The following is a 25,431-nucleotide window of genomic DNA, read 5'->3' on the forward strand; positions in this document are numbered from 1 at the left end:
CACTATTATATCCAATACAATGAACAAATGGAAATAACCCCGAAAGAACGAGCGGATGATTCCACTTCTTCTTTCGGGGTTATTTTCGTGATTGCATATTCCGTTAAGATAGGGCGATCCCACGGTGGCTTGACGTTCAGAGGATCACCTTAAGCCTGTCATCAGGCAAGATCCCCTTGTTCTTCCTCAGATTGCGGCCGCTTCCGCTTGAACAGCTTCACAAACAGCTCGCTGATGGTTGGCTGCTCCGTCGTGCCGAGAATGTCTTCATTCTCCTCGGTATGCACCTTGATGCTCATAGCGATCCCCATACTAAGCATATTCAACATAAGCGAAGTACCCCCGGAACTGATAAACGGCAGCGTGATGCCCGTCAGCGGCATCAGACCAATAAACGGACCGATGTTAACGAAGATCTGGTAGAGCAGCATCGCAATAATGCCCACAATGAGATAAGGTCCGGCTCGATCCTTACACTCCAGTGCAATCAGTACAAGACGGTGAATGAGAATAAAGTATAACAAGAGCAGTACGGACGCTCCGACAAAACCGAATTCCTCGCCGATCTGTACAAAGATGGAATCCGCATAAGCCAGAGGCACGCGATTCGATTGAATGGTCGTGCCTTGCATATATCCTTTACCAGTAATGCCGCCCGAGCCGATAGCCAGCTTGGCATTATACGTTTGCCACAAGACGTCCCGTGACGTCTGGTCCGGCACAAGCCAAGGATCGAAGCGGTCTGCCCAGTGCGATCGGCCGATATCCTTCAGAAACTTGACGATTTCGTCGTGGTAATGGATATAAGCCTGGGTCCCGCCGATAAAAGCAGCAACCGCAATGACGAATCCGATCAACGCATGCGTAAACTTGATGTTGCCGATCCAGAGCAATCCGATCAGGATGACCACGTAGCTGAGCGCATTCCCCAAGTCATTTTGCAGCAGGACCAGCAGCAACGGCGGTAATACGCACAAGGATACCGGAATGACATCCCTGCCGAAATACAGCCGCCGATTCGGCTTTCGCGCCAGCAGCGCTGACAGAAACACGATCAGGCAGAGCTTGAACAGCTCGGCAGGCTGCAAACTGACACCAAATACAGACAACCAACCTTTGGCACCATAGTACTCCTTACCGAAGAAAGTAACGATGACCAGCAAAGCCATGCCGGCACCGTAAATGTACAAGTAATTTTTGATAATGAAGTTGTAGTTAATCATCGAGATGCCAAAAAAGACGACAAAACCCAAAATGTAAAACATCACGGCACCCTTGGTGAGTGATTCAAGTTTAGGCCGGCCAAACGTTGTACTGTAGATGGATAAGATACTTATCGCCATCAGAACCAGCAATATAAAGACGATCGTGTAATCAATTTTTTTAAATTTATCGAGCATGCGTTACGTTCCCCCAAATATCGACAATCTTCGGTATATCCATTGTAGAGGATTTCGCGGCAAAAAGAAAACCCGCCGAATCTTACACTTCTGTCACCGGTTCCGAAGCGCGAATTCCGAGGACGTGACGTTCGATGCCGGCAAGGTCCGGCACGATGACGATTTCCGGCCAGTGTCCGGCAGCCTCCAGCATGGCTGCAATGTCGCGCGCCTGCCCTTGGCCAAGCTCAAAGCCGATCACCTGCGGCGGCGCGGGCAGCAGCGCGAGCTGCCGCAGCATGATCCGGTACGGCGCAAGCCCGTCCGGCCCGCCGTCCAGCGCGGTGCGCGGCTCATGGTCGCGCACCTCCGGCTGCAGCCCGGCGATATCCTCCGCCGGGATGTAAGGCGGGTTGGACACCAGGATGTCCAGCCGCTCCCCCGCGAACGGGGCCAGCAGATCGCCTTCACGGAAGTCGATCCGCACGCCGTTCGCCGCCGCGTTCCGCGCGGCCACTTGCAGCGCCGCCGCCGAGATGTCCCCGGCGGCTACCTGCCAGCGCGGGCGCTGCGCGGCCATCGTTACCGCGATGGCCCCGCTGCCCGTGCCGACGTCGACGGCGCGCACCGCGTCGCCGGCGGCAAACACGCGGTCGGCCGCGCGCAGCACGGCTTCGACCAGCAGCTCGGTCTCCGGCCGCGGAATCAGCACGGCCGGCGTGACCTCGAACGGCAGCCCGTAAAACTCCTGGCTGCCGATGATGTATTGCGCAGGCTCGCCCGCGGCCTTGCGCGTCACGGCCGTTTCCCAGCGGCTGCGCAGCTCGCCGGGGAACGGCTCCGGCAGCTTCATGTAGTACGCGGCCCCTTCGAGGCCGAGTACATGCTCCAGCAGCAGCCGGGCGTTATTGTGCGGCTCTGTCACGCCGCACTTCTCCAAAAAAGAGGAAGCCTCCACGAAGGCTTCCCGGCAGCTCTGCTCCGGCGTCATCACGAATTTCGCCTGAGTCACAGATTATTCTCCTCTTTCCATCATCTCGGTCTGCTCGGCAATCGTGAGCGCAGACACGATCTCTTCGATCTCGCCGTTCATGATCTGATCCAGCTTGTGCATGGTCAGGCCGATACGGTGATCCGTTACGCGGCTTTGCGGGAAGTTGTACGTACGAATCCGCTCGCTTCGGTCGCCCGTTCCCACTTTGCTTTTCCGTTCACCCGCGTACTTCGCTTCCTCTTCCTGGCGCATCATGTCATAGATCCGGGTGCGAAGCACCTGCAGCGCTTTCTCCTTGTTGGAGTTCTGCGATTTGCCGTCCTGACAAGTTGCTACGATGCCGGTCGGAACGTGGGTTACGCGAACCGCCGATTTCGTCGTGTTGACGGACTGTCCGCCCGCGCCGCTGGAACAGAACGTATCTACGCGAATGTCCTTGTCATGGATTTCGATGTCGATTTCTTCGGCCTCGGGCAATACCGCCACCGTCGAAGTGGACGTATGGATCCGTCCGCCGGATTCGGTGGAAGGGATGCGCTGCACGCGATGCGCGCCGCTCTCGTACTTCATTTTGCTGTACGCGCCGCGTCCGTTGATCAGGAAGATGACCTCTTTGAAGCCGCCCAGGTCGTTCGTATTGGCGTCCATCAGTTCCACGCGCCAGCCTTGCGTATCCGCATAACGCGTATACATCCGGTACAGATCGGCCGCAAACAGCGCCGCTTCGTCCCCGCCGGCCGCGCCGCGAATCTCCACGATGACGTTTTTATCGTCGTTAGGGTCCTTCGGCAGCATAAGCACGCGAATTCGCTCTTCCAGCTCCTTCAAGCGGGCCGTGAGCTCCTCGATTTCCATTTTGACCATTTCGCGCATCTCGTCGTCCAGCTTCTCGCCCTGCATTTCTTTGGCAGCTTCGAGATCTTCGCTGGCCTGCTTGTATTCGTTATACGCTTCATACGTCGGCTGCAAATCCGACTGTTCTTTGGAATACTCCCGCAATTTTTTGTTGTCGCTGGCTACATCCGGGTCACACAGCAGCTCGCTGAGTTTCTCGTAACGATCAGCCAATGCTTGCAATTTATCCAACATTTTCGTCACCTCGCGCTTTATTTTGTTCCGCTTTCGTCTATCGCAACATCATTCATGCATTTCCATGTTTCGAATCTATAGTTCACAATGCCTTGGGCCTTGCTTGTAAGCCCTGCCGCAACATTTCATTCAATGACTGACGCACACTCTCGCTACAACGTCATCAAATCCTTTGCTTGTGATGGTTAGGTTAAAAAAGAATCCTGTACGCTGCATGTTTGCCCGCTTTCATTGCTGAAACAGCGCACACAAGTAAATACAGGTACACGACTCTTAATTATAGCATATTACATCCATCCTGAATAGATACTTTTCAGGCTTTGTACAGGGCGTTCATTGGCTATACGAACCAGCGCCGCTATACTTATATTACAATCATATGGCCGTGCCCGTTCCGGCATCCATTGCCAACCAGCCCGGCCCATTTATTTTGCACAGGAGCTGAGTCGCCATGTTTAGCGAACAAGAAAAAGAAGCGCTGTTTGAACACTCCCACCACTTAACCTTCGCTTGAAGTGGGGGATTCTTGGGTCATCGAACCTCTTGGTTCGAAGTGGACCAAGCGATCCCTGTGGTCCCCACAGTTCTCGGGCGATATGACGATCTATATGGCAACATCCTTAATGTTTCGGGCTGCATTAACATCCCGATCATGGAGGGTTTTGCAGGATGGGCACACCCATTGCCGTACCGAAAGATCTTTCACCTCGCGGTGTAGCGCTCCGCATACATGGCAGGTTTGACTTGTCGGTGCAAACGTATTCGCAATCTTGAGGGTACGCCCGTACCATTCCGCTTTATACGTGAGCTGCCTTCTGAACTCACTCCAGGACGCATCGGCGATCGATTTGGCCAGCTTGTGATTCTTGAGCATGTTTGAAACCTTTAAGTCCTCGATGCTGATCGTTTGGTTTTCACGAATCAGCTTGGTGGACAGCTTGTGCAAAAAGTCATGGCGGATATTCACCATTCTCTCGTGGATCAGGGCGACCTTCCGTTTGGCTTTTTGCCAATTGGTACCGTCTTTCGTACGTCGGGCCAATCTCCGTTGCCAGCATGCCAACTTCTTTTCGTACCGGCTGAAGGCTTTCGGATGAGTATCCCGCATACCCTCGGAGGATACCGCAAACGTTTTAAGTCCCAGATCGATCCCTACCGACTTATCGTTATCCCGCAAGGGCTTCATTTCCACTTCACAGACGAGCGAAACAAAATATTTCCCCGCGGCATTTCGCCGTACCGTAGCCGAGAGAATGCGTCCTTCACAGGGGCGGGAGTTTGCAAAACGCAGCCACCCCAGCTTGGGGAGCTTCAGCTTCCTCCCATTCACAGCGATATTTCCATTCGTATATCGAGTAGTGTAGCTTTGCACCGGATGTTTACGATTTTTGAAACGCGGAGCCTGCGTCTGCTTCTTGAAAAAACGATCAAAGCTATCGGCTACATGCCGAACAGCCGATTGTAGAGCGATACTATCCGTTTTTTTCAACCAAGGATGTTCTTGCTTTAGATCTGGGAGCTGCGTGGCACAAGCATGGTACGACAAGCCCTTGCCCGTGGCGTCAAACGTATCCTTCCATTGCCCCAGAAAATGGTTGAACACAAACCGGCAACATCCAAACATCTGATGAATCCACTGCTGCTGTGTACGATTGGGGTAGATCCGATACTTGTATGCTTTATGGAAGAACATGCCATGCACCTCCGTTCCTTGCAATTATCATAGCACATATGTTCGGTTCCGAATAGAAAAAAATGGCGATTCATCCCCCACCTAAAGCTGACGCTTTTGAGGAGGGAGTCTTCTCGCCTTCAACGAAAGTCATTTATACAAGGCGGGATATTCGAACTTTTATGGATACACCCATTCCGAAAGATACCATTGACCGGATACTGCATGCGGCCCATCACGGTCCATCGGTCGGCTTCATGCAGCCATGGAGCTTTATTTTGGTGACGGAGGAACATACGAAATCCCGCCTCGCCTGGGCGGCCGACAAAGAGCGGAGAGCGCTCGCCATCCACTATGAGGACGAAAAGAAAGAACGCTTCCTCGGCATCAAAATCGAAGGTCTCATGCAGGCCCCGCTCACGATCTGCGTCACGTCCGATCCGACCCGCGGCGGGTCCCATGTCCTTGGGAGAAATTCCATTCCCGAAACCGACCTGATGTCCACCGCCTGCGCCATTCAGAACATGTGGCTTGCCGCTTGCGCCGAAGGGCTTGGTATGGGCTGGGTCAGCTTTTACAAGAAAAACGACGTTAGAGACATCCTGAACATTCCTCCGCATATCGAACCTGTCGCTTTACTGTCTATTGGATATACGGAGCATTATCCGACGAAACCGATTCTTGAAACGGCCAACTGGGAAAAAAGAAGAGATTTGCAGTCGGTCATTTATCATGGACGATGGGGCAACGCCGAGGAAATATAGCTCATAAGGCTGGCAGCCTACAGCAAATGATCTTCCAACTGTTCCAGCACCACGCTCCACCAGGCATCTTCACTGGCTAAGCTGGCGGGATCCTTTTCGATATAATATGCTCGAAGTTCCTGAACGGCTTTCTCTCGCGCGGCGATTGAGGTGCTCTTGTTTCCGGGTTTGATCTCCCCGCGCCGAAAGGCTTCCAGCTTCAGTCTAGCCTGCTCCGCCGTGAGGATCGTCGGTTCTTCCCGGGTGGAAAATTGCTGCATAACATCTGCATAACGCTTCAGAAATTCGACGAATGCGGCCAAGGAAGCGTTGATTCGGCCAAGCTCGCCCGTCTCTGCATCCATGATGCAGACTCGGCCCGTTCCCGTTTCCACGCAAAGCCAGGCAGCAGTTTCTTCCCACTCGTATCCGATCGGAAACAGTTTCAGCTTTCCTTCTTTGTCCGTGATGAAATCTCGGTCCGTACGAGGTTGAAAATGAACGCCAAGCACGTCTTCATCGTTATGGCGCAGCTGCGGCAGGCCCTGTTCCAACAAAAGCCGACGCGTTTCCTCCGGCAAACATGCAGCCTCGACCAACGTCTGATCGTAACGAATATACGGTATTGCTTCGTCCATTCCCCCACCTCCGCTTGTTATTGCTAATATTATAATCACCCACGGTGATGCCAGCAATCCGGCGTAGAACCTAAAAGAAAAACCATCTATATAGGTTGAACTAGACATTATACGATAAACGGAGAGGGCAGAAAGAATCTGGAGAAGCGGAGCGTTCGCCTTTATCACCGAATTTTCCCGTTACATAAGGGAATTAAAAAAATCTGGGGATAACAGCGATCGGAAGATGGTTCTGACCACGTAGTGAATCCGTGTAAAAATCATTGGTTCAGCTTATATATCGATGAATTTTCGGAGAAGGCAGACTGCGTTTTGGCAGCCGTTTTTGCCCCTACAGTCTGCATGTATTGAAAAAACCCTGGCGATCTTCATGCGAAGAACCAGGGTTTTTGAACCATTCTATATTTGTCGTCCAGCTTGATCCGTGCCGGGCAAATTATACATTGAAACGGAAATGCATGACGTCGCCATCCTGCACCACATACTCTTTGCCTTCGAGGCGAAGCTGCCCGCGCTCTTTGGCGCCATTCATGGAACCTGCAGCAACCAAATCCTCGTAGGATACCACCTCTGCACGGATAAATCCACGCTCGAAGTCACTGTGGATGACGCCCGCCGCACCAGGAGCCTTCGTTCCTTTGCGGATGGTCCATGCGCGTACTTCTTGCACGCCGGCAGTGAAATACGTGTACAGGCCGAGCAATTTGTAAGCCGCCTTAATCAGGAGGTTCAGGCCGGAATCCTGAATGCCGAGCTCTTCGAGGAACATTTGCTTGTCCTCGCCTTCCAGCTCGGAAATCTCTTCTTCCACCTTCGCGCTGATCGGCACGACTTCCGCGTTCTCGGCAGCAGCGAACTCTTTTACTTTTTGTACATATGCATTGTTGGCCACATCGCCGATTTCATTCTCGGACACGTTGGCCGCATACAGCACAGGCTTCAGGGTCAACAAGTGCAAATCGCGGATGATCAGGCGCTCATCGTCGGTCAGGTCCATGCTGCGCGCCGGTTTGTCTTCATACAAAACAGCCTTCATGCGCTCAAGCAATTCCACTTCCTGCGCGTATTGTTTGTTGCCGCCCTTCATGTTTTTCTTGGAACGTTCGATACGCTTCTCCACGCTCTCGATATCGGCCAGGATCAGCTCCAGATTGATCGTCTGAATGTCGCTGATCGGATCGATCTTGCCGTCCACATGCGTGATGTTCTCGTCCTCGAAGCAGCGAACGACATGCACGATCGCGTCCACTTCGCGGATATGAGCCAAGAACTTGTTTCCAAGCCCTTCGCCTTTGCTCGCGCCGCGCACCAGACCCGCGATATCCACGAATTCGAATGCCGTAGGTACCGTTTTCTTCGGTTCTACCAGTTCGGTCAGTTTGTCCAGGCGCTCATCCGGCACTTCCACGATGCCCACGTTAGGATCGATCGTGCAGAACGGATAGTTGGCCGATTCGGCACCAGCTTGCGTGATTGCGTTAAACAGCGTGGATTTCCCGACGTTCGGAAGACCCACGATACCAGCTTTCAAAGCCATGTATATGACAACTCCTCATTCATTACTTGTTCGGTTCGAATAATCCTACTCATTATATATGACAAGCACCGGTGCATCAAGGAAGTTTGCCAATTCCATGCGCACCGGAGCAGGAAAATCATCCACAATCTTCTATGAGCCTTGGGTCAAATTACGTTGCTGAGATCTGTTAGCGTTGGATCACGCTTCATATCGGCCACATAAGGTGGCTGATGTTCGTTAGCGCCCGAGCTCCTTGTACATGGTCATGTCCGTAATGGCATACCCCATCTTGCGGTATAACTCGCTCGCCCGCACATTATGCCCGAATACATGCAGCCCGATGCGATTCACGCCAAGACCCGCAGCCGCTTGCTCCAAGGCGGCCATCGCTTCTGTTCCATATCCTTTACCGCGATGCTCCTCTTCGACGACGATGTCGAGCAGAAACGCCTCTTTCCCGCGCAGATGCTCCGTCACGTTAAACCAGATATATCCCACATTTCCGTCCACCTCATGCATAAGGTTGTATATGTACGCTCCCTTCGTCTGCAGGCCCTCCGGCAAAAATCGGCGATAGGACTCACGGGATAACTGCTCCGCCTCTTCTTCCGCCCATGTGCCCGCTTCCACTTTATCCAGAGCAAAGTCCTTAATGCCCCGGTCCAGAAAACGCGCAAACTCCTGATCATTCATTTGTACCAATTGCATCTGATGTCCCCCCATTTCAGATAAACCAACGAAAATATAATGGTGAAAGAAGAATGTATGTAATCATAATACTTCGCGCCATAACTATGTTAAAATATATAGGCGAGCGACCCGCCAAAAGTTTCTCGCCCAAAGTCGATTGGATTATTCCATCGGCTTTTCTATTTTAACATGATTGTATTGATTAATCAGATCATCCAGGACCATAGATTGCTGTATAACAAGGGGATGTAGAAGATCTCCATATTCCAACTTTAATTGATAGAGCTTCTGTCTCGCTGCTTCGATCTGCAACTTAAGTTTGCTATAATCCATATTCACCCCTCCATACTGTGACATTTTAGAACACTCTGCGAATCAGAGGGAAATGATATATACCCCAACATTTACTGTCTTCACCCTTCCCCTTTCATGTATCCCTCTTTTTTGAACAGCAAAAAAGCGTTCCTTTTACTGAATTAGTCCCATCTCAACGTGAACAGGTTAAACATAAACTTTGTTCCGATAAGGTGAGCTTCCAGATGAGAGAACACTTTGTTTTGATATGGTTACATACTTGTACTAATCATTCCATGAACCTTCGTTGTCAGCATCACGGGAGAACAATTGGATCTTTAATTTAGACAGTTATATCAGGGGATGGTTTAGGGATTCAGTCTGCGAAGGTTATGTATGTAGTTACGTGCGAAGACGATTTTTTTACTTTTGAGTTTTAATTGATTATACTTCTCTATCGTGGTGGCAGTTGCAAACGTCGAATACTGTTCAAATAAATCAACACATTTCACCATACATAGCCCACTACTAATTTCAATCGCAATGGATAAACTATCCAACAGGAACAGGAAGCCTTTATCCAAATTATTTTTTTGGAAGTAATATATACTTATCCCCATCAATAAATTAGCATAGCGGTCCCCCGTAAGTTGACTACTAATCGCCCCAATTCGACTAATTTGTTCACGATAGATAATAGAAGATTCATATTTTTCAAGTACGGCATCGATATCCAATCCAAACTTATTGGCTGCAACAACGATCTCGCATAAAGCCGGAAAAACTTCATTCTCTCTTTCTGAGATATAATTCAAATAATCGTGAAGGACATCTGTCTTCCCGGACATCAATTCATACTGGTAACGATTACCTTCTGCCCATTCCTTGAACTGTTGAATAACAGTTATTTCCTTTTCGGTCGGATCAATTACCCAGCTAGAATCGGTATATAAAGAAACGTAATGGAGTGCTTTTTCATATTCTTCAAAATAGAAATAAGTCTCTCCGAGTACCAAATATGCGTACAAAATATAAAATATAATCTCTTTTTTGACTTCTTTCGGCTTAATATTACCGTACAATTCATAATGTACAGATGCTTTCAATTTCAATTTCTCTCCAAGTTCCAACAGCTTATCCCACCGTCGCACCGAAGCATAAGCATTAATCAGTTCATTCAGTCCATCAAGCTCGTAAGGCTCATCAAGACGATCCACAAATAACTCAAATCGAGTTGCAACTGAGAGATTGTTAGTCTGATCTTTGGAAAGCCCAATAGTAAATAACCGATACTGACTTAGAGCCAAACGTTCGGAATGTTGCATCTTCTCACTCTCGGCCACCCAGTAATAGAGAGGCTTCGCTGCCTCGAACATCCCCTCATGAAATAACTGTTCAGCCAACCCGAACAACAGGGGAGCGTATGCAAGATTATCCATCATTAGCTTAATTATTGTTTCCATGCACTCGATCTTATCGAGTTCGGCACAGCGGTATAGAAACGGCCTAAGCCGCCGCCAATCGGGGCTTGTATGTACAAAACATTCATTGATGTATAAATCGTAGAAGTAACCTTCAGGTAATCCCATTCCGATAGTGATCCGATCCAACTGTTGCATGCTGATGGGACGCAGCCCATTCAACATACCGCTCAACGTACCTGAATTAATGCCCGATATTTCAGAAAAATGAATGAGCGTCATATTATTTCTCTTCAAGTAATCTTCCAGATGATCACGTATCGTTGTTAACGATCTCACGGGAACACCAACTTTCCACGTAAAAATAAAATGGTTAGCCAAAATATACTATACTCTTACATTTAATATCAATATTTTACTTGTAAATAATTTACTTTTGTTGTAAAGATACTTATCAGCATTGCTCAATGGTCCAAAGGACTGTAGAGGAACTTCATCATTGAAAGCGATCAAGCTTCAAATTCATATCGACACGGTCTGGAGTCCACAATAAGACATCTGTAAGAAACGTCAATGCATCCATTTCACTGAATTTATCCACGATTGACTCTAACATCTCCTTTGCATCTCCTGTGATATGTTCAGCCAGGATTAACCCTCCGGTATCTCCATCAATATAAAAATGATCTATATTTGCGACCTTCTGTACATGCCGAAGCCATAACGTTCCTTCTTCCACAAAAAAGATATAGCGTTCATTCATGACATATCCCTGGTAAATATACAACTCTGCTTCTTGATCAAAGGGGCCGAGCACTAATAAACCAAGTTCAAATTGGGTTAGGATTCTCATGACACTATTACCTGCATACTCATGAAAAAAAGCATAAGCAATTCATAATCTCTTGAAAAATAATGAATTTCTAATCCTCCGCTAACTAAAATCACTACTATTTCCCCTCCCTCAAAAAACTAAGACTCAATCGTTATGGCGAAATAACCATTAGATAAATTCAAAATATTTTTGATTCATTGATTTTAAACCACAAAAAACATAACGTTTTACGTTTAACGCCTGTTGATAATACACTAGAATTTTATATCGTCTATTGATAAACGTCAAGTGATTATTTAAAACCATTTAACGTTAGGTTATGATAAAAGTGAAGGGTGGGATGGGCTATGTCTATAAAAATAAGATTGGGCTACACTTTAGACGCAGCCGGCGTCACTAAAAATGCACTAGCAAGGGAAGCAAAAGTTCGACCTAACCTTATATATGATTTGTGCGAAGGAAAAACAAAAAGGCTAGATTTAGAAACCTTAAATAATATCGTGAACACTCTGCGGGCAATGACAGGAAATGACTATACTCTTTCAGATGTGATAGCGTACATACCGGATGATAAGGAGTAAAAAAACAAACTGGGCTAAACATTGTCAACTGAGCGTAACGCTTTCTCACTTTTAAAGAGAAACATAAAAAATCCATCCATTTTTACTTTGGACGGATTTTTTTGTTTCATATGGTTTTGTTAACGTACTCAGCAATAATTAACATAGCTATTAGCTTTGATCATATTTGGCACTTCATACGGAGTGCGACCGTGATGTGCTGTACATTCAGACCAAGACCGGGGAATTTCAATCCACGCACTCATGCAGAGGTGCGACACAAGATACGATTGGCCTTATTGTCCCACGCAAAGATTTCAATCCACGCACTCATATAGAGTGCGACTCCCGCCTTCATACCAATTCCCCCTCAAACTTATAATTTCAATCCACGCACTCATATAGAGTGCGACAGCGAAAATACACGTAATAAAGTCACATAACGTAGACATAATTACGTATTACCTCTAATTATAACAAATACTATCCACATTTGTGGCAAAAGAAGCCTAAATTCAAAATCAGTGTTGCCAAAAGGTCACAAAAAACATATTTTCGACAAAATTCGAGGTGCGAATCCCCCAGGAAAATCATGTGAGCTTGAGGTTCGCACCGAACAACATCGTTAGTCCTTCCTGTGAACGAGAGTACAAATATCACTTTATCGTTTCAGCGCCGCTCCACCAAACGGTTCGTCATCCGCAATTCCTCGATTCGACCCGCGCCGATGCCAAACATGACTGTCTGCAGCTCGAATTCGACCTGCTCCAGCCGCTGATCCAGCGCCTCGTCCGAGGCTACGGCCGACTCCAGCAGCGAGCGTCCAAAACCTGCCAGATCAGCCCCCAATGCAATTGCTTTGGCTGCATCCACCCCGTTATGCAGGCCGCCGCTGCCAATCAGCGCACTTTCGGGATTCATGGCGCGCACGTCGCGGATGCAGTCTGCCGTCGGAATGCCCCAGTCCGCAAAGGCTTCCGCCGCCGCACGCCGAACCGGCTGCTTGTTTCGGAATTTCTCCACCTGCACCCAGCTGGTGCCGCCGGCTCCGGCCACATCGACAAAAGCTGCCCCGGCTTCATACAACTGACGTGCCGTTGAACCATCGATGCCCCAGCCCACTTCCTTCACGCCAACCGGAACGTCCAGCACCCCGCACAAACCCTCGATCTGCTTCAGCAGCCCGCCGAAATTGGTATTGCCCTCAGGCTGGAAAATTTCCTGCAGTCCGTTCAGGTGCAGCACCAGCATGTCCGCCCCGGCAATATCGATGGCGCGCCGGAACTCGTCCGGTCCAAAGCCGTAATTCAACTGCACCGCTCCCAGATTGGCAATCACCGGAATATCGGGGGCCCAGCGCCGCACATCGAACGTATGCGCAAGGTCCGGCTGCTCCACGGCAGCCCGGATCGAACCTACGCCGAGCGTCCAGCCCCGCGCATTCGCCACGCGCGCGAGCCGTTCGTTTATCGCGCCGGTCGTATCGCTCCCTCCAGTCATCGAACTGATGAGCAGAGGTGTGCGCAGTTTTTTGCCAATAAATGACGTTTCCAGACTCAACGCGTCGAAATCCAGCTCTGGCAGCGGGTTATGCCGGAAAGCATACCGTTCCATGCCGGTGGTGATCCCTTCTCCCGCAACCTGTTCCTGCAGGCATAGACGGACATGCTCCAGCTTCCGTTCGCTCGTCGGGACTTCGGGAAGCAGCCGTCTGGCCGCTCTTTCTTGTTCGTTCATGATGCAACCCCCTTATGTGAAATGCCCGCATACAACTCTACCCAGTATACCGTTCCCAAAAGTCGATGGAAAGGGAGCCCGGCCCGCAACAAAAAACATCCCTGGCTCGGCGTTAGAGATGTCCATGTATCGGAGCCTTTCGGGCAAATATCCCTTTCGGGCAAAAGGCCAATACCTTGGACAGATGCGGATAGATCGGGAATAGGTGGAAAAGCTGATAGAAACGCAGCGAGATCAACGGACCGGCGCAAATCCTGAATGCTCTCTTCCGTGTACAACCGTAATACAACGCTCCTGAACCTTTCGACTGCAAGACGTACCCATCATAGATTTGCCGGATGCCGTCCCGCTGTATTCCGTTTTTTTGCGTCAGCGGAGGCAAACCTGTGGTAATGGTTGACACAACGTATACCCGGGCTGGCCCATAAGCCAGCCTGTTTCCATACATACATTCCGATCCTGCCGGATCAAGGGAGGCATCATATGATTTTTTCTCATCGTCATCGCGATCGGTCAGACCCCCGCAGAGCCGTCAGACGTTTTCCGTACATAAGGACATTATTGGGTTTGCTCGCCTTATGGCTCGTCGCCGTTATGGCGTACCAGACATACAAACCTCTGCCGCCCGGCATCTCTTATGCAAGCCCGGAGTACAGGGTGAAGGATGTAAAGTTTTTGTACGATCTGACCTTTCCTTCCGGAGACGGGCAGGTCGAGCATGAACAGCAGATTTTCCAGCGGATGCTTCAGGTCGTCGAACATGCAGAACAATTCGTCGTCGTCGACATGTTTCTTTTTAACGACTATCAGCATAAAGGGCAGCATTTTCCGCCCGTCAGCAGGCAGTTCGCGGATGCACTCATCGCCAAAAAAAAGCAGCATCCCGACATGCCCATCCTGTTTATCACGGATGAAATCAATACCAATTACAATTCCGCGCCCAACCCTCTGCTTGAAAGAATGAAGCAAGCCGGCATCGAGGTCGTGATTACGAACGATGACCCGTTAAGGGACTCTACCCCGATCTACTCTGCCGTTTGGCGGACGTTCTTTCAGTGGTTCGGGCAGGCCGGGGAAGGCTGGATTCCCAATCAGATGGCGAGCGATGGCCCGAAGATGACTTTGCGTTCCTATTTAAAGCTTTTGAACATCAAAGCGAATCACCGCAAGGTGGTCACCAGCGAAAAGTCGGCCGTCATTTCATCCGGCAATATCCATGATGCCAGCGTTTACCATTCCAACATCGCCTTTGAAGTAAGCGGTCCCGTCATCGCCGACATTCTGGCAACCGAGCAAGCCGTGCTGGACATGTCCGGCGGTGGACAGGTTCCCGTATACGATCCGCCCGCTCAAAAAAACGACGGAGAGGCGCGCATCCGCTACTTGACCGAGGGAAAAGTGAACGATGCCGTCCTTCAGGAGATCGGCGCGACCGAACAAGGAGACGTGCTCTGGATGGGCATGTTTTACATCGCTTCGCCGATGGTGCTGGATGCCCTGCTGGACGCCTCGAAAAGAGGCGTGGATATCCGCCTGGTGCTTGATCCGAACGAAAATGCCTTCGGGCGATCGAAGCTTGGGATTCCAAACCGCCCTGTCGCCGAAGAACTGCATGACAAATCGGGAGGGAACATCCATATCCGGTGGTACAACACCACGAAGGAACAGTATCATACCAAGCTGATGTACATCGACAAGTCGAGTGGGGATGACATCCTGCTCGGCGGATCATCCAATCTCACTCCCCGCAACCTCAATGATTACAATTTGGAAAACGACCTGTGGGTCGCGGCTCCGCCGGATCATCCTTCCATGCATAAGGCAGCCGATTATTTTGAAAGAATATGGTACAACAACGATGCCGTATTCACCCTGAGCTTGAAAGCATTTCAGGAAAAAACGACGTTTCTGAAGCGAATCGCCTATAAACTGCAGCTTGTGTTGGGCTTTACGACCTTTTGAAAGAATGGCCCTTTCCATCCGTCTGTCCTATTTGCGGGCAGGCGGATTTCATATGACACTTGACACGGGATGTGAAATATGAAAATATAATCACCTAACGACCGTTAGGAAGGTGAATGAATATGACTGCAACATCCATTCGGGATGCCGCCCTGATCCATTTTGCGAGAGACGGGTATGAAGGTGCCTCCCTCCGTGCCATCGCGGATGAAGTCGGCATCAAAAAGCCGTCCATATATGCGCATTTCAGCAACAAGGATGACCTGTTTTTGCACACGTTGTCCCATGCCTTTAAAGAAGTACAACGGCATACGCTGGAATATTTCAGGGACCATGCCCACCTTTCGCTGGAGGAGCGTTTGAAGGGTTTGCTGACCTGGGTGGAGCACGAATACAACACGCAGGCGTCGGCCCGCTTTATGCTTCGCATGTGTTATTTCCCGCCGCTTGCGCTGTACAACGACGTCATGGGTATCGTATATCCGTTTCTGGACGGATTGGAGCGTTCCCTAAAGCGGTTGCTTCAACGTGCCATACGGGAGGGGGAGCTTCCGTCCATTGCGTCCGAACAGGTTGCCGTGGCGTTCATGACCTTGCTGGACGGCGTAACGGTGGAGCTCATATACGGCAATTCGAGGCGATACAAGATACGGCTCGAAGCGGCCTGGCCTATATTTTGGAGCGGCATTCATCATCTGAGCAACTGACACCAAGGATTGACGAAAGGAGAACTTACGCAGCATGAACCGCAATTGGTTGTATGTTTTTATTGGAGGATTAATCGAAATCGTATGGGTGAGCGGTCTGAAGCATGCCGGCAACGTCTGGGAATGGGCGCTCACCGCCCTGGCCATCATTATTAGCTTTGCTTTGATCATCGCGGCTTCCAAACGGCTGCCTGTAGGCACCGTTTATGCCGTTTTCACGGGAATCGGCACGGCAGGCACCGTGCTGGCCGAAATGATTCTTTTCGGAGAGCCGTTCAAACTGGCCAAAATACTGCTGATCGGCCTGCTGCTTGCAGGCGTCATCGGACTGAAGCTGGTCACCGACCAGCAATCTGCACAAGGGGGTGAGGCATAATGGCATGGCTCGCTCTGGTTGGCGCAGGCATTTGCGAAATTTTCGGGGTCATCGGCATTAACGGCGCCTCTTCGAGAAAAGGCTGGCGCTACGTTGCAATTATGCTCGTATCGTTTGTATGCAGCTTCTCTCTCCTCTCTTATGCCATGACCTCCATTCCCATGGGCACCGCCTATGCCGTATGGACGGGAATCGGGACGGTAGGCAGCACGTTGACCGGCATGTTGTTGTTCGGCGAACGTAAAGAAGCGAAGCGGCTGCTGTTCATCGCCATGATTCTGGTGGCCGCCATCGGCCTGAAACTGATTACTTAATCATCTTCATAAGCTATGGGTGACTTCAAATTAGAAGTCGCCTTTTTTTATCCCCATTTACCAATTCCCTTCCATTTGAAATCGGCTTTTCATTTCGTTTATACTTGTTTTGACCACAAAGTCAATTCAAGAACTCAAAAGTTCGGAGCTGAGGTGGATGTATCGTTAATGAACCCGATTCATGAAATGAACGAGAAAAAAAGGATGGTCATCACGACAGCGCTCCGGTTGTTCTCCGCCAAAGGCAGCACCGGAACGTCCATGCAGGAAATTGCGGAAGTATGCGGCATGTCCAAGGGCAGCCTCTATCTGCTGTTTAAATCCAAGGAAGAGCTTGAAGCCAGCACGATGGAATACTGCATGTACACGCTGGTCGACGAGATGACCCAGATTGAACAGAGTGCCGGCTACACGGCAAGGGAACGCCTGCTGAAACAGATCGAGACACTACTCATTCACGTATCTGAACTGAAGGAATTTTTGAGGGTGCAAATGCGCAGCATGATGATCAATGACGAGCAGCCCGGCCGGGATAAATGCAATCCCAAGAACCGCGACCTCGAAATTCGCATCGTGCATTGGTTTAAGGAGAAGCTCGAGGATCTATACGGTCCGGAAATTGGACCTTACACCGTAGACCTCAGCCTGCTTACGCATGGACTGTTTCTTTCCTACGTCAAAATCTGGTTTACGGAAATGCCTTCCCTGACCGTATCCAAAATGGCAACCAATTTGCTGCAAACGATCGATTATGCGGCACATGGGCTGCTGGAGCAGCGCCCTGCCCCATTCGTTCGTTTGGAAGACTGGCCAGCCTGGGCCAGCAACCCTAACACGGACTCTACAATGATGCGTCATCCCATTCACATTATTCGAGAAATGCAGGATGTCGTCACATCGTCCCTTACCGAAGGGCAGATCAAAAGCGATGCGCTTGAGGCCATCGCCATCCTGAAGCAGGAAATGATGGAGTTCACGCCAAGGCGCGCAATCATCCTCGGCATGATGCACAATCTGGAGAACACCCCTGCCATCGAATCGTTGCACGCCGAGCTTCAGCACATTCTGGATGCCATGTACAGCCGGTTCATCCAGGCTGACTCGTAACACCAATATAAAGAGAAGCAGAGAGGAGAAGAAACCATCGCATGAAAGGAATCATTAACTTTTCACTGAACAACAAATTTGCAATCTGGATTCTGACGATTATCGTTACCTTTGCAGGTTTGTACAGCGGGTTGACGATGAAACAGGAAACGATCCCGAACATCAACGTTCCGTTTCTGAGCATCACCGCCATCGATCCCGGAGGTGCTCCGGAGAGCATCGTGGAGGACGTCACCAAACCGCTCGAGCAAACGCTGAGGAATGTGGAGGGCATCAAAACGTTAACCTCGACTTCCATGGAAAACGCCGCTTCCATCATGCTGGAATTCGACTACGGCACGGACCTGGACAACGCGACCGCCGCCGTGCGGGAAGCATTGAACGATGTTCAGCTGCCGGATGGCGTGCAGAAGCCGACCATTTCCAAATTCAGCATCAACTCCTTCCCGGTCGTCTCGCTCAGCTTGTCCGACAAGGAAGGCGGGGATCTGGAACAGCTGACACGTTTGGCCGAATCCGATCTGAAGCCTGCGCTTGAGGACATTGACGGCGTAGCCCAAGTTCAGGTATCGGGCCAATACGTCAAAGAAGTCCAACTGAAATTCGACCAGGCCAAAATGAAAGAACTCGGCTTGACCGAGGATACCGTGAAAGGCATCGTGCAGGGCTCCTCGGTTCGCGTTCCGCTCGGATTGTTCGAACTGGACAAAGCTCAAAAATCCGTCGTGGTGGATGGCAACATCATCAGCCTTGACGACCTGAAAAACCTCGCCATTCCGGTCGTGCCAAGCGGTGCGGGTGCAGCCTCGGGCAGCGGTTCCGCAGCAGCCGGACAAGGCATGGACGCGCAGGCTGGCGCTGCTGCCGGACAAGGCGCCGCAGCCCAAAGCCAAAGCGCTGCACAAGGCGCTGCGGCGCAAGCCACGAACCCTGCGGCAGGTGCGGCAAGTGCCCCTGGCATCCCGACCGTAAAATTGAGCGAGATTGCCAAGATTGAAGTCATTGGCCAAGCAGAGTCCATCTCCCGGACGGACGGCAAGGAATCCATCGGGATTTCCATCGTGAAGTCCAATGACGCCAATACCGTCGATGTGGTCAATGCGGTCAAAGACAAGGCGGAAGAACTGCAAAAGCAATTCAAAAACGCCGAACTGACCGTGTTGCTTGACCAAGGCAAACCGATTCAGGATTCCGTCAACACGATGCTCGGCAAAGCCGCCTTCGGCGCCCTGTTCGCGGTCCTGATCATTCTGATCTTCCTGCGCAACTTCCGTTCCACCCTGATTTCGGTCATCTCCATCCCGTTGTCCCTGCTCATCGCTTTGACGGCGCTGAACTTGATGGACATTACGCTGAATATGATGACGCTGGGTGCCATGACCGTTGCGATCGGCCGGGTCGTGGATGACTCGATCGTCGTTATCGAGAACATTTACCGCAGGCTGTCGCTTAAAGGCGAGAAACTGAAAGGCCGTGAACTGATTCGCGAAGCGACGCGCGAAATGTTCATCCCGATCATGTCGTCCACCATCGTTACGATTGCGGTATTCCTGCCGCTCGCCCTCGTAAGCGGTATGGTCGGCGAACTGTTCATGCCGTTTGCGCTGACCATGGTTTTTGCGCTTCTTGCATCCTTGCTCGTGGCGATCACCATCGTTCCGATGCTGGCACACTCTCTGTTCCGCAAAGGGCTGAAAAACACGCACAACCACGAAGAGAAACCGGGCAAAATGGCGGAAGGCTACAAACGCCTGCTGAACTGGACACTGTCCCACAAATGGATCACGTCCATTGTCGCCGTCCTGCTGCTGGTCGGAAGCCTCTTCCTTTATCCGTTCATCGGTGCAAGCTTCTTGCCGGAGCAGCAGGATAAATACGTAACCATTACGTATTCTCCGGAGACGGGATCGCTGCGCGAAGACGTGGAGAAAGAAGCACTTGTTGCGGAGAAATGGCTCTTGAAACAACCAGGCATCGAAAAAATGCAATATTCCATTGGCGGAAGCAATCCGCTGAGCAGCATGGGTGGCGGAAGCTCCAACTCGGCCCTGTTCTACATCGAATATAACAAAGACACCAAAAACTTCTCGCAAGTGAAGGAAGACCTTGTCGAAGGTCTGAAAAAGGAAGTCTCCGTCGGCGAGTGGAACGAGCTGGACATGTCCGGCGGACTCGGCGGCAGCAGCCTTAGCGTTTCGATCTATGGCGACAATCTGGAACAGATCAAGCCGGTATCGGATGAAGTGCTCAAGCTGGTTGAAGCAGACACCGATTCTTTTGAAAAAGCCGAAACCACGCTCTCCGATACGTATGGTCAATATACGCTCGTTGCCGATCAGGAGAAACTGAGCTCGCTCGGACTGACTGCCGGCCAACTGGCCATGGCGCTCGCCCCGGCTCAGGAACGCCCGGTGCTGACCGAAGTGGACATCGAGAACAAAACGTATAAAGTTTACGTGGAGACCGATGCCAAACAATTCAAGAGCATCAAAGATATCGAAAATGAAACCGTAACTTCGCCTCTCGGCGTGCAAGTGCCGATCAAAGAGGTGGCTGCGGTGGAAGAAGGCACTTCGCCGAACTCGATCATGCGCATCGACGGCAAAATGGTCGCGCAAGTGACGGCCAACATTCTGGCTTCCGACGTGCAAAAGGCTTCGCAAAACCTGCAAGCCGGCATCGATAAACTGGATCTGCCGGACGGCGTCGAAGTGAAATTCGGCGGTACGACCGAACAGATCAATGATACATTTACACAGCTCGGACTCGCCATGGTGGCGGCCATCGCCATCGTATACTTCGTGCTTGTCGTTACCTTCGGCGGCGGTTTGGCTCCATTCGCCATCCTGTTCTCGCTGCCGTTTACCGTGATCGGTATCATGGTAGGTCTGTTTGTATCCGGCGGAACGCTTGATGTCTCCGCCATGATGGGTGCGTTGATGCTCGTCGGCATCGTGGTCACCAACGCCATCGTTCTGATCGACCGCGTTATCCATAAGGAGAACGAAGGCCTATCTACGCGTGAAGCCTTGCTGGAAGCAGGCGCAACCCGTCTGCGTCCGATCCTGATGACCGCCCTTGCCACGATTGGCGCATTGCTGCCGCTCGTAACCGGTCTTGAGGAAAGCGCAGGTATCATTTCGAAAGGGCTCGGCATTACCGTCATCGGCGGTCTCGTCAGCTCGACCCTGCTTACGCTCGTGATTGTGCCGATCGTGTACGAAATGCTCGCAAGATTCAGAAAGAAAAAAATCGTCGATTAAGCCGGTTAGTCCATGAACTGAAATTAAACGCATTCCATTAAACCATTCCATATCCACAATTTTTAAGCACCGATTGGATAAGATTCCAGTCGGTGTTTTTTCTGCACCTTACGCCTGCGGAGAAATGCTCCATAGCATGAACGCTATAGGACCATCCATCCTGTACTTTTCGAGCAAGTTAAGTCCCTTGTCCCACTTCTCGGAAAGCAATGTTCAAATACGTATATTTATTTGCATTTTTTGTATGATTATTCGGAAAATATGACATATACCCTCGTATTTTGCTGTATTTTTTTGTATAAAGGTTCTAATAGCATATAGATAAACCGCAAAAAAGATACACGTTAACGAAGAGGCAGAACCAATCTGGAGAAGCGAAGCGGTCGCTTAAAAGCTTTCTGAAAGAAAGCTGCTTCGGAAGCATAGGCTGATCACCGGATTCCCCCTTTGAAAAAGGGAAATTTGAAAAAATCTGGGGATAACAGCGATCGGAAGATGGTACTGCACTCGCAGTGCCTTGTGTGATTGTTTAGTGCGGTTTATATAGATACACACATATAAACCGTTTATCAAAGCTTTCAAATCCAATTACCGGGGTGATCAGCATGTTTGGATGGCTGGGATGGAAAAAGGGATGGCCTTTGTGGCGTTCCTATCGGTTGAATGCTCACATTCAGGAGGACGTCGAACAAATCTTCGAAGGCATTGCCGAAACGAGGCGGCAGCTTCTCATGGACTGGGCGGAGGAACAATGGAATCATCTGGAGCGATTGTTCCATCAGCTCCAAGGGACCCATCTGCAGCATGTATCGGAAGACTCGCCTGCCCTTCACAAGCTTGAAGCATGGTTTAAAGCAAGTTATGTCCGCTCGACAGACAGCACGGAACTCTTCATGCTGGATGCGCAGAATCAGGTTGTATTTTCTACATATCAGAAGCACGTTGGAGAAATTTATACCGAGACAAGCGACGGATTCGGGCCTGGATTGCAATACGCCAAATCGGATGGCACCCATGTCCGCAAATGTCTGTATGGCCCGTATTCCGATCGGCTGACATTGGAGATCGGCCCCCGCTCTTCCTCATTTCACGACAGCATCACGATCCTGTTCATTTGGCCCATCGTGCAGCAAGGGCGTTACGTTGGTTCCCTCTGCAGCAGGGTGCCGGGCGATGTCATCGGCGATCTGATCCAGCGGGAGTCGGGGCATGTCTACCCGGATTCCGGGGATAATTACATCTTTATGGCGAACTCCGTGCTCCGTCCGAACCTGCCGCCCGGAACGGCCCTGTCCCGCAGCCGCTTTGAAGACCGGACGTTTACCCATGGGGAAAACCTGAAAGATGGCGTAACCACCGATTGGGGCATCGTATCCGTGAAAGAACATACCGAGCTTGAATTGATGTTCACCGATCCATCGACGGGCGAGCTGCACCCGGGCGTGGCGAATACCATTCGCAACGGTTCGAACCTGTTCGCGGCCTTTCCGGGGTACTCGGACTACCGGCATATTCCCGTCATCGGCAAAGGCATCACCTTCCAGCTTCCGCATTGTCCGGACCTGTGGGGCATGATGTGCGAAGGTGATCTTGAGGAAGTGTACCGGGTTCGCAGCATCGGTTGGCGTCAATCCAACACGCACAGGCTGCATGCCGTTCTCTCCGGCTTCATCGGCTCCGTGCTCGTATATGCTCTTACTTCGAATGTGTGGGCAGCGCTCTCCATTGCGGCCTTCAACCTCGTTTTCGGGGTGTTCACTGCCCGCAGGCTGCAGCGTAAGCATTATCGCAGGGTCCATGAGGATCTGAGGCGCATCACCCGCTTTATCCGCATCAATGCCGAGGGCCGGGGAGATTTGACGCAGCGTTTGGACACGTCCGCTTTTGCGCAGGACGAATCGGGGGAACTCGCCAAATGGATCAACAACATGATCGACTCGCTGGAGGGCATCATGCTGAAGGTCCGTCTCGCTACCATCGACGTCATGGACAACCAGCTCCAGATGCGGTCGTCCACCGAAACGACGCAAGGCACGACCGAACGCGTAAACCGCAAGCTCGGCTCCATGATTCGCGGCATCCGCAAGCAGCTTGAGGACCTGGATCAGGCGAAGGCGGCCGCAGACCACATGCGCCTTACGCTGCAGCAGTTGGAGACCTCCGCCACTGAGCAAATTCTGGTTGCCCGTCAGGAGGTCGAACGCATCGGCGGCAAAATGACCGAAATATCCGGTACCGTGTCCGATACCAACCGCACGATTTTGTCTTTCATGGAGACGATGCAGGAAATATACCAAGCGCTGGCCGTCATCGACGAAATCTCGGCCCAGACCAACCTGCTGGCGCTAAATGCTTCCATCGAAGCGGCCCACGTAGGTGAACACGGGCGCGGATTCGCCGTCGTTGCGGGAGAAATCCGCAAGCTGGCTGAGTTGTCCCGCACGTCTACGGAGAACATTCACCGCATCCTGGACAACATTTCCGCCGCAGCCGGAACGGCCTCCCATTCCATCCATGAAGGGGACCGGGTTCTGGCGGAAGGCTCGGCTCTCGTGCAGGAAGCTTCACGTCTATTGCACCAAGCCACGGCCGAAGAAACGCAGCGTACCCAGGTGGTGGATCAGGTCGTGACGCTGATGGAGAGCATTGCCGCCATCAGCCACAAAAACCGCTCCACCTCCGCCGAGGTGGAGACCGAAATGCAGGATCTCGTACTGGACATGCAGCAGGTACAGCATTCTTCGCATGACGTCGAAGCGATCACCGTCTTTTTGCAGCAGCTCGTCGGACAGTTCCAACTCACTCCATCCAAGAAGGATGCTGCCATCTGACGTGATATTGACGCGCTTTGGATAAATGGCTAAAATTTGATGCAACTGTTCCTAACTGAATAGATGCATCATTTTCAAATAGAAATAATCCAATCCGAGTCAATGAAAGGGTGGTCTGCATGGAAATGCTTCAGGACTCGTTTGGCAGGATACATGACTACATCCGTATTTCGGTTACGGACCGCTGCAATCTGCGCTGCGTGTACTGCATGCCTGCCGAAGGCATGGAGTTTGCGCCGCATGACCAGATCATGAGCTATGAAGAAATCGCCCAGGTGCTGAAGGTGCTCGCTCCGATGGGTATGCGCAAAGTGCGTCTGACCGGGGGAGAACCGCTTGTCCGCAAAGACCTGCATAAGCTGGTTGCCATGATCTCGGCGATCGAAGGCATTGAGGATATCGCGCTCACCACCAATGCGCTGCTTCTGGAGAAGCAGGCCCAGTCGCTCAAAGACGCCGGGCTGAACCGGATCAACATCAGCCTCGACTCCCTGCACGCGGACCGTTTCTCGATGATTACCCGGGGCGGGGACGTGAACAAGGTGCTGAAAGGCATCGAAGCCGCGACGGCAGTCGGTTTGGCTCCCATCAAGCTGAACGTGGTGCTGATGAAAGGTATCAATGATGACGAAATCAAGGATTTCATCGCCATGACGCTGGAACAGCCGCTGCATGTGCGGTTCATCGAATATATGCCGATCGGTCATGCCACCGAGGCGTGGCGCAAGTCATATCTGCCGCTGGAAACGGTGACGAATGTGTGCGCCGAAGCCGGCTGGGAAGTGGAAAACACGGCGGGTCCTGCCGGGAACGGCCCTTCGCGCAATCTGAGGGTGGTTGGGTCAAAAGGAACCTTTGGGCTGATTCACCCGGTGAGCGATCACTTTTGCGATAACTGCAACCGGCTCCGCCTCACGGCAGACGGTCATATCAAAGCATGCCTGTATTGGTCCGACGAATACAACGTCCGGCGTTACGTGGACGACCCGGACGCGATGGCCGCGCTCTTCCTCAAGGCATTGGGCAGCAAACCGAAGAACCATGAAATGGCGCTTGCCCTGGAGAAAAAAATGCAAAGCCATACGCCGACCGTACGGCGTATGTCCCAGATCGGCGGGTAGCGATTGGTTGATCGTCCCCTGCTCCCGCCCATTGCCGCCATGAAACCATATCGACGACTGCATGAAAGCCGTCCGGAATTCCGGGCGGCTTTCATATCGTGGATTTGGCAAGGAGATTATGCTCCACTTGCCCATCGATCCGCTATATAATAGTAAAATCCGGAGCAGAATTCAGCCGC

Annotated in this window: 21 protein-coding genes; 10 read left to right on the forward strand and 11 right to left on the reverse strand. The window is 51.2% G+C overall.

The features are described from left to right. Positions 1-161: 161 nt before the first annotated feature. The 4 genes from MKY59_RS28695 to tnpB form a co-directional block, all read right to left on the reverse strand. Positions 162-1,400: an FtsW/RodA/SpoVE family cell cycle protein gene (locus MKY59_RS28695; protein WP_236413041.1), complete on the reverse strand. Its 1,239-nt coding sequence runs from the start codon at positions 1,398-1,400 to the stop codon at positions 162-164. An 82-nt stretch (positions 1,401-1,482) separates the two neighbouring features. Continuing rightward, positions 1,483-2,370 carry a peptide chain release factor N(5)-glutamine methyltransferase gene (prmC, locus tag MKY59_RS28700; RefSeq protein WP_236413710.1) on the reverse strand — a complete coding sequence of 296 codons (888 nt, stop codon included), beginning with the start codon at positions 2,368-2,370 and terminating at the stop codon, positions 1,483-1,485. A gap of 24 nt (positions 2,371-2,394) precedes the next feature. Beyond that, positions 2,395-3,462, reverse strand: a complete 1,068-nt coding sequence (gene prfA / locus MKY59_RS28705; protein WP_236413043.1) for a peptide chain release factor 1 — start codon at positions 3,460-3,462, stop codon at positions 2,395-2,397. Between the two features lie 604 nt (positions 3,463-4,066). Further along, positions 4,067-5,155 (reverse strand): IS200/IS605 family element RNA-guided endonuclease TnpB, encoded by a 1,089-nt coding sequence (gene tnpB / locus MKY59_RS28710; RefSeq protein ID WP_339274975.1) that lies wholly within the window; start codon positions 5,153-5,155, stop codon positions 4,067-4,069. A 68-nt stretch (positions 5,156-5,223) separates the two neighbouring features. On the opposite strand from tnpB, the gene bluB reads away from it, so the two are divergent. Next, a complete protein-coding gene (gene bluB / locus MKY59_RS28715; RefSeq protein WP_339278493.1) occupies positions 5,224-5,898 on the forward strand; it encodes a 5,6-dimethylbenzimidazole synthase in 675 nt (224 codons plus the stop codon). 17 nt (positions 5,899-5,915) lie between these two features. Here the strand turns inward: bluB and MKY59_RS28720 are convergent, their stop codons facing one another. From MKY59_RS28720 to MKY59_RS28745, 6 genes are all read right to left on the reverse strand, one after another. Beyond that, positions 5,916-6,515, reverse strand: a complete 600-nt coding sequence (locus tag MKY59_RS28720; protein WP_339274976.1) for an SUKH-4 family immunity protein — start codon at positions 6,513-6,515, stop codon at positions 5,916-5,918. Between the two features lie 436 nt (positions 6,516-6,951). Continuing rightward, positions 6,952-8,052: a redox-regulated ATPase YchF gene (gene ychF / locus MKY59_RS28725; protein WP_236413049.1), complete on the reverse strand. Its 1,101-nt coding sequence runs from the start codon at positions 8,050-8,052 to the stop codon at positions 6,952-6,954. A gap of 219 nt (positions 8,053-8,271) precedes the next feature. Then, positions 8,272-8,742 (reverse strand): GNAT family N-acetyltransferase, encoded by a 471-nt coding sequence (locus tag MKY59_RS28730; protein WP_339274978.1) that lies wholly within the window; start codon positions 8,740-8,742, stop codon positions 8,272-8,274. A 144-nt stretch (positions 8,743-8,886) separates the two neighbouring features. Continuing rightward, positions 8,887-9,057: an aspartyl-phosphate phosphatase Spo0E family protein gene (locus MKY59_RS28735; protein WP_236413051.1), complete on the reverse strand. Its 171-nt coding sequence runs from the start codon at positions 9,055-9,057 to the stop codon at positions 8,887-8,889. Positions 9,058-9,386: 329 nt separating this feature from the next. Beyond that, positions 9,387-10,820, reverse strand: coding sequence for a helix-turn-helix transcriptional regulator (locus MKY59_RS28740; protein ID WP_339274979.1), 1,434 nt, complete (start codon positions 10,818-10,820; stop codon positions 9,387-9,389). A gap of 115 nt (positions 10,821-10,935) precedes the next feature. Then, positions 10,936-11,292 carry a hypothetical protein gene (locus MKY59_RS28745; protein WP_236413053.1) on the reverse strand — a complete coding sequence of 119 codons (357 nt, stop codon included), beginning with the start codon at positions 11,290-11,292 and terminating at the stop codon, positions 10,936-10,938. A gap of 329 nt (positions 11,293-11,621) precedes the next feature. On the opposite strand from MKY59_RS28745, the gene MKY59_RS28750 reads away from it, so the two are divergent. Next, positions 11,622-11,855, forward strand: coding sequence for a helix-turn-helix transcriptional regulator (locus MKY59_RS28750; RefSeq protein ID WP_236413054.1), 234 nt, complete (start codon positions 11,622-11,624; stop codon positions 11,853-11,855). A gap of 648 nt (positions 11,856-12,503) precedes the next feature. Here the strand turns inward: MKY59_RS28750 and fni are convergent. Then, positions 12,504-13,571 carry a type 2 isopentenyl-diphosphate Delta-isomerase gene (gene fni / locus MKY59_RS28755; RefSeq protein WP_339274981.1) on the reverse strand — a complete coding sequence of 356 codons (1,068 nt, stop codon included), beginning with the start codon at positions 13,569-13,571 and terminating at the stop codon, positions 12,504-12,506. A 483-nt stretch (positions 13,572-14,054) separates the two neighbouring features. On the opposite strand from fni, the gene MKY59_RS28760 reads away from it, so the two are divergent. From MKY59_RS28760 to moaA, 8 genes are all read left to right on the forward strand, one after another. Next, the gene (locus MKY59_RS28760) at positions 14,055-15,533 is read left to right on the forward strand and encodes a phospholipase D family protein (protein ID WP_339274983.1); all 1,479 of its coding nucleotides are present in this window, start codon (positions 14,055-14,057) and stop codon (positions 15,531-15,533) included. Between the two features lie 122 nt (positions 15,534-15,655). Next, a complete protein-coding gene (locus tag MKY59_RS28765; RefSeq protein WP_236413062.1) occupies positions 15,656-16,240 on the forward strand; it encodes a TetR/AcrR family transcriptional regulator in 585 nt (194 codons plus the stop codon). Positions 16,241-16,274: 34 nt separating this feature from the next. After that, positions 16,275-16,616, forward strand: coding sequence for a multidrug efflux SMR transporter (locus MKY59_RS28770; protein WP_236413064.1), 342 nt, complete (start codon positions 16,275-16,277; stop codon positions 16,614-16,616). Next, the gene (locus MKY59_RS28775; protein WP_236413066.1) at positions 16,616-16,930 is read left to right on the forward strand and encodes a multidrug efflux SMR transporter; all 315 of its coding nucleotides are present in this window, start codon (positions 16,616-16,618) and stop codon (positions 16,928-16,930) included. Before MKY59_RS28770 ends, MKY59_RS28775 begins: the two co-directional genes overlap by 1 nt. A 168-nt stretch (positions 16,931-17,098) precedes the next feature. Next, positions 17,099-18,037 (forward strand): TetR/AcrR family transcriptional regulator, encoded by a 939-nt coding sequence (locus MKY59_RS28780; RefSeq protein ID WP_339274985.1) that lies wholly within the window; start codon positions 17,099-17,101, stop codon positions 18,035-18,037. A 41-nt stretch (positions 18,038-18,078) separates the two neighbouring features. After that, positions 18,079-21,300 carry an efflux RND transporter permease subunit gene (locus MKY59_RS28785; RefSeq protein WP_339274987.1) on the forward strand — a complete coding sequence of 1,074 codons (3,222 nt, stop codon included), beginning with the start codon at positions 18,079-18,081 and terminating at the stop codon, positions 21,298-21,300. A 605-nt stretch (positions 21,301-21,905) separates the two neighbouring features. After that, positions 21,906-24,131, forward strand: coding sequence for a methyl-accepting chemotaxis protein (locus tag MKY59_RS28790; protein ID WP_339274989.1), 2,226 nt, complete (start codon positions 21,906-21,908; stop codon positions 24,129-24,131). Positions 24,132-24,250: 119 nt separating this feature from the next. Next, positions 24,251-25,252, forward strand: coding sequence for a GTP 3',8-cyclase MoaA (moaA, locus tag MKY59_RS28795; protein WP_339274990.1), 1,002 nt, complete (start codon positions 24,251-24,253; stop codon positions 25,250-25,252). The last annotated feature ends 179 nt before the right edge of the window (positions 25,253-25,431 follow it).

The organism is Paenibacillus sp. FSL W8-0426 (assembly GCF_037969725.1).
In the GTDB taxonomy this organism is placed as follows: domain Bacteria; phylum Bacillota; class Bacilli; order Paenibacillales; family Paenibacillaceae; genus Paenibacillus; species Paenibacillus hubeiensis.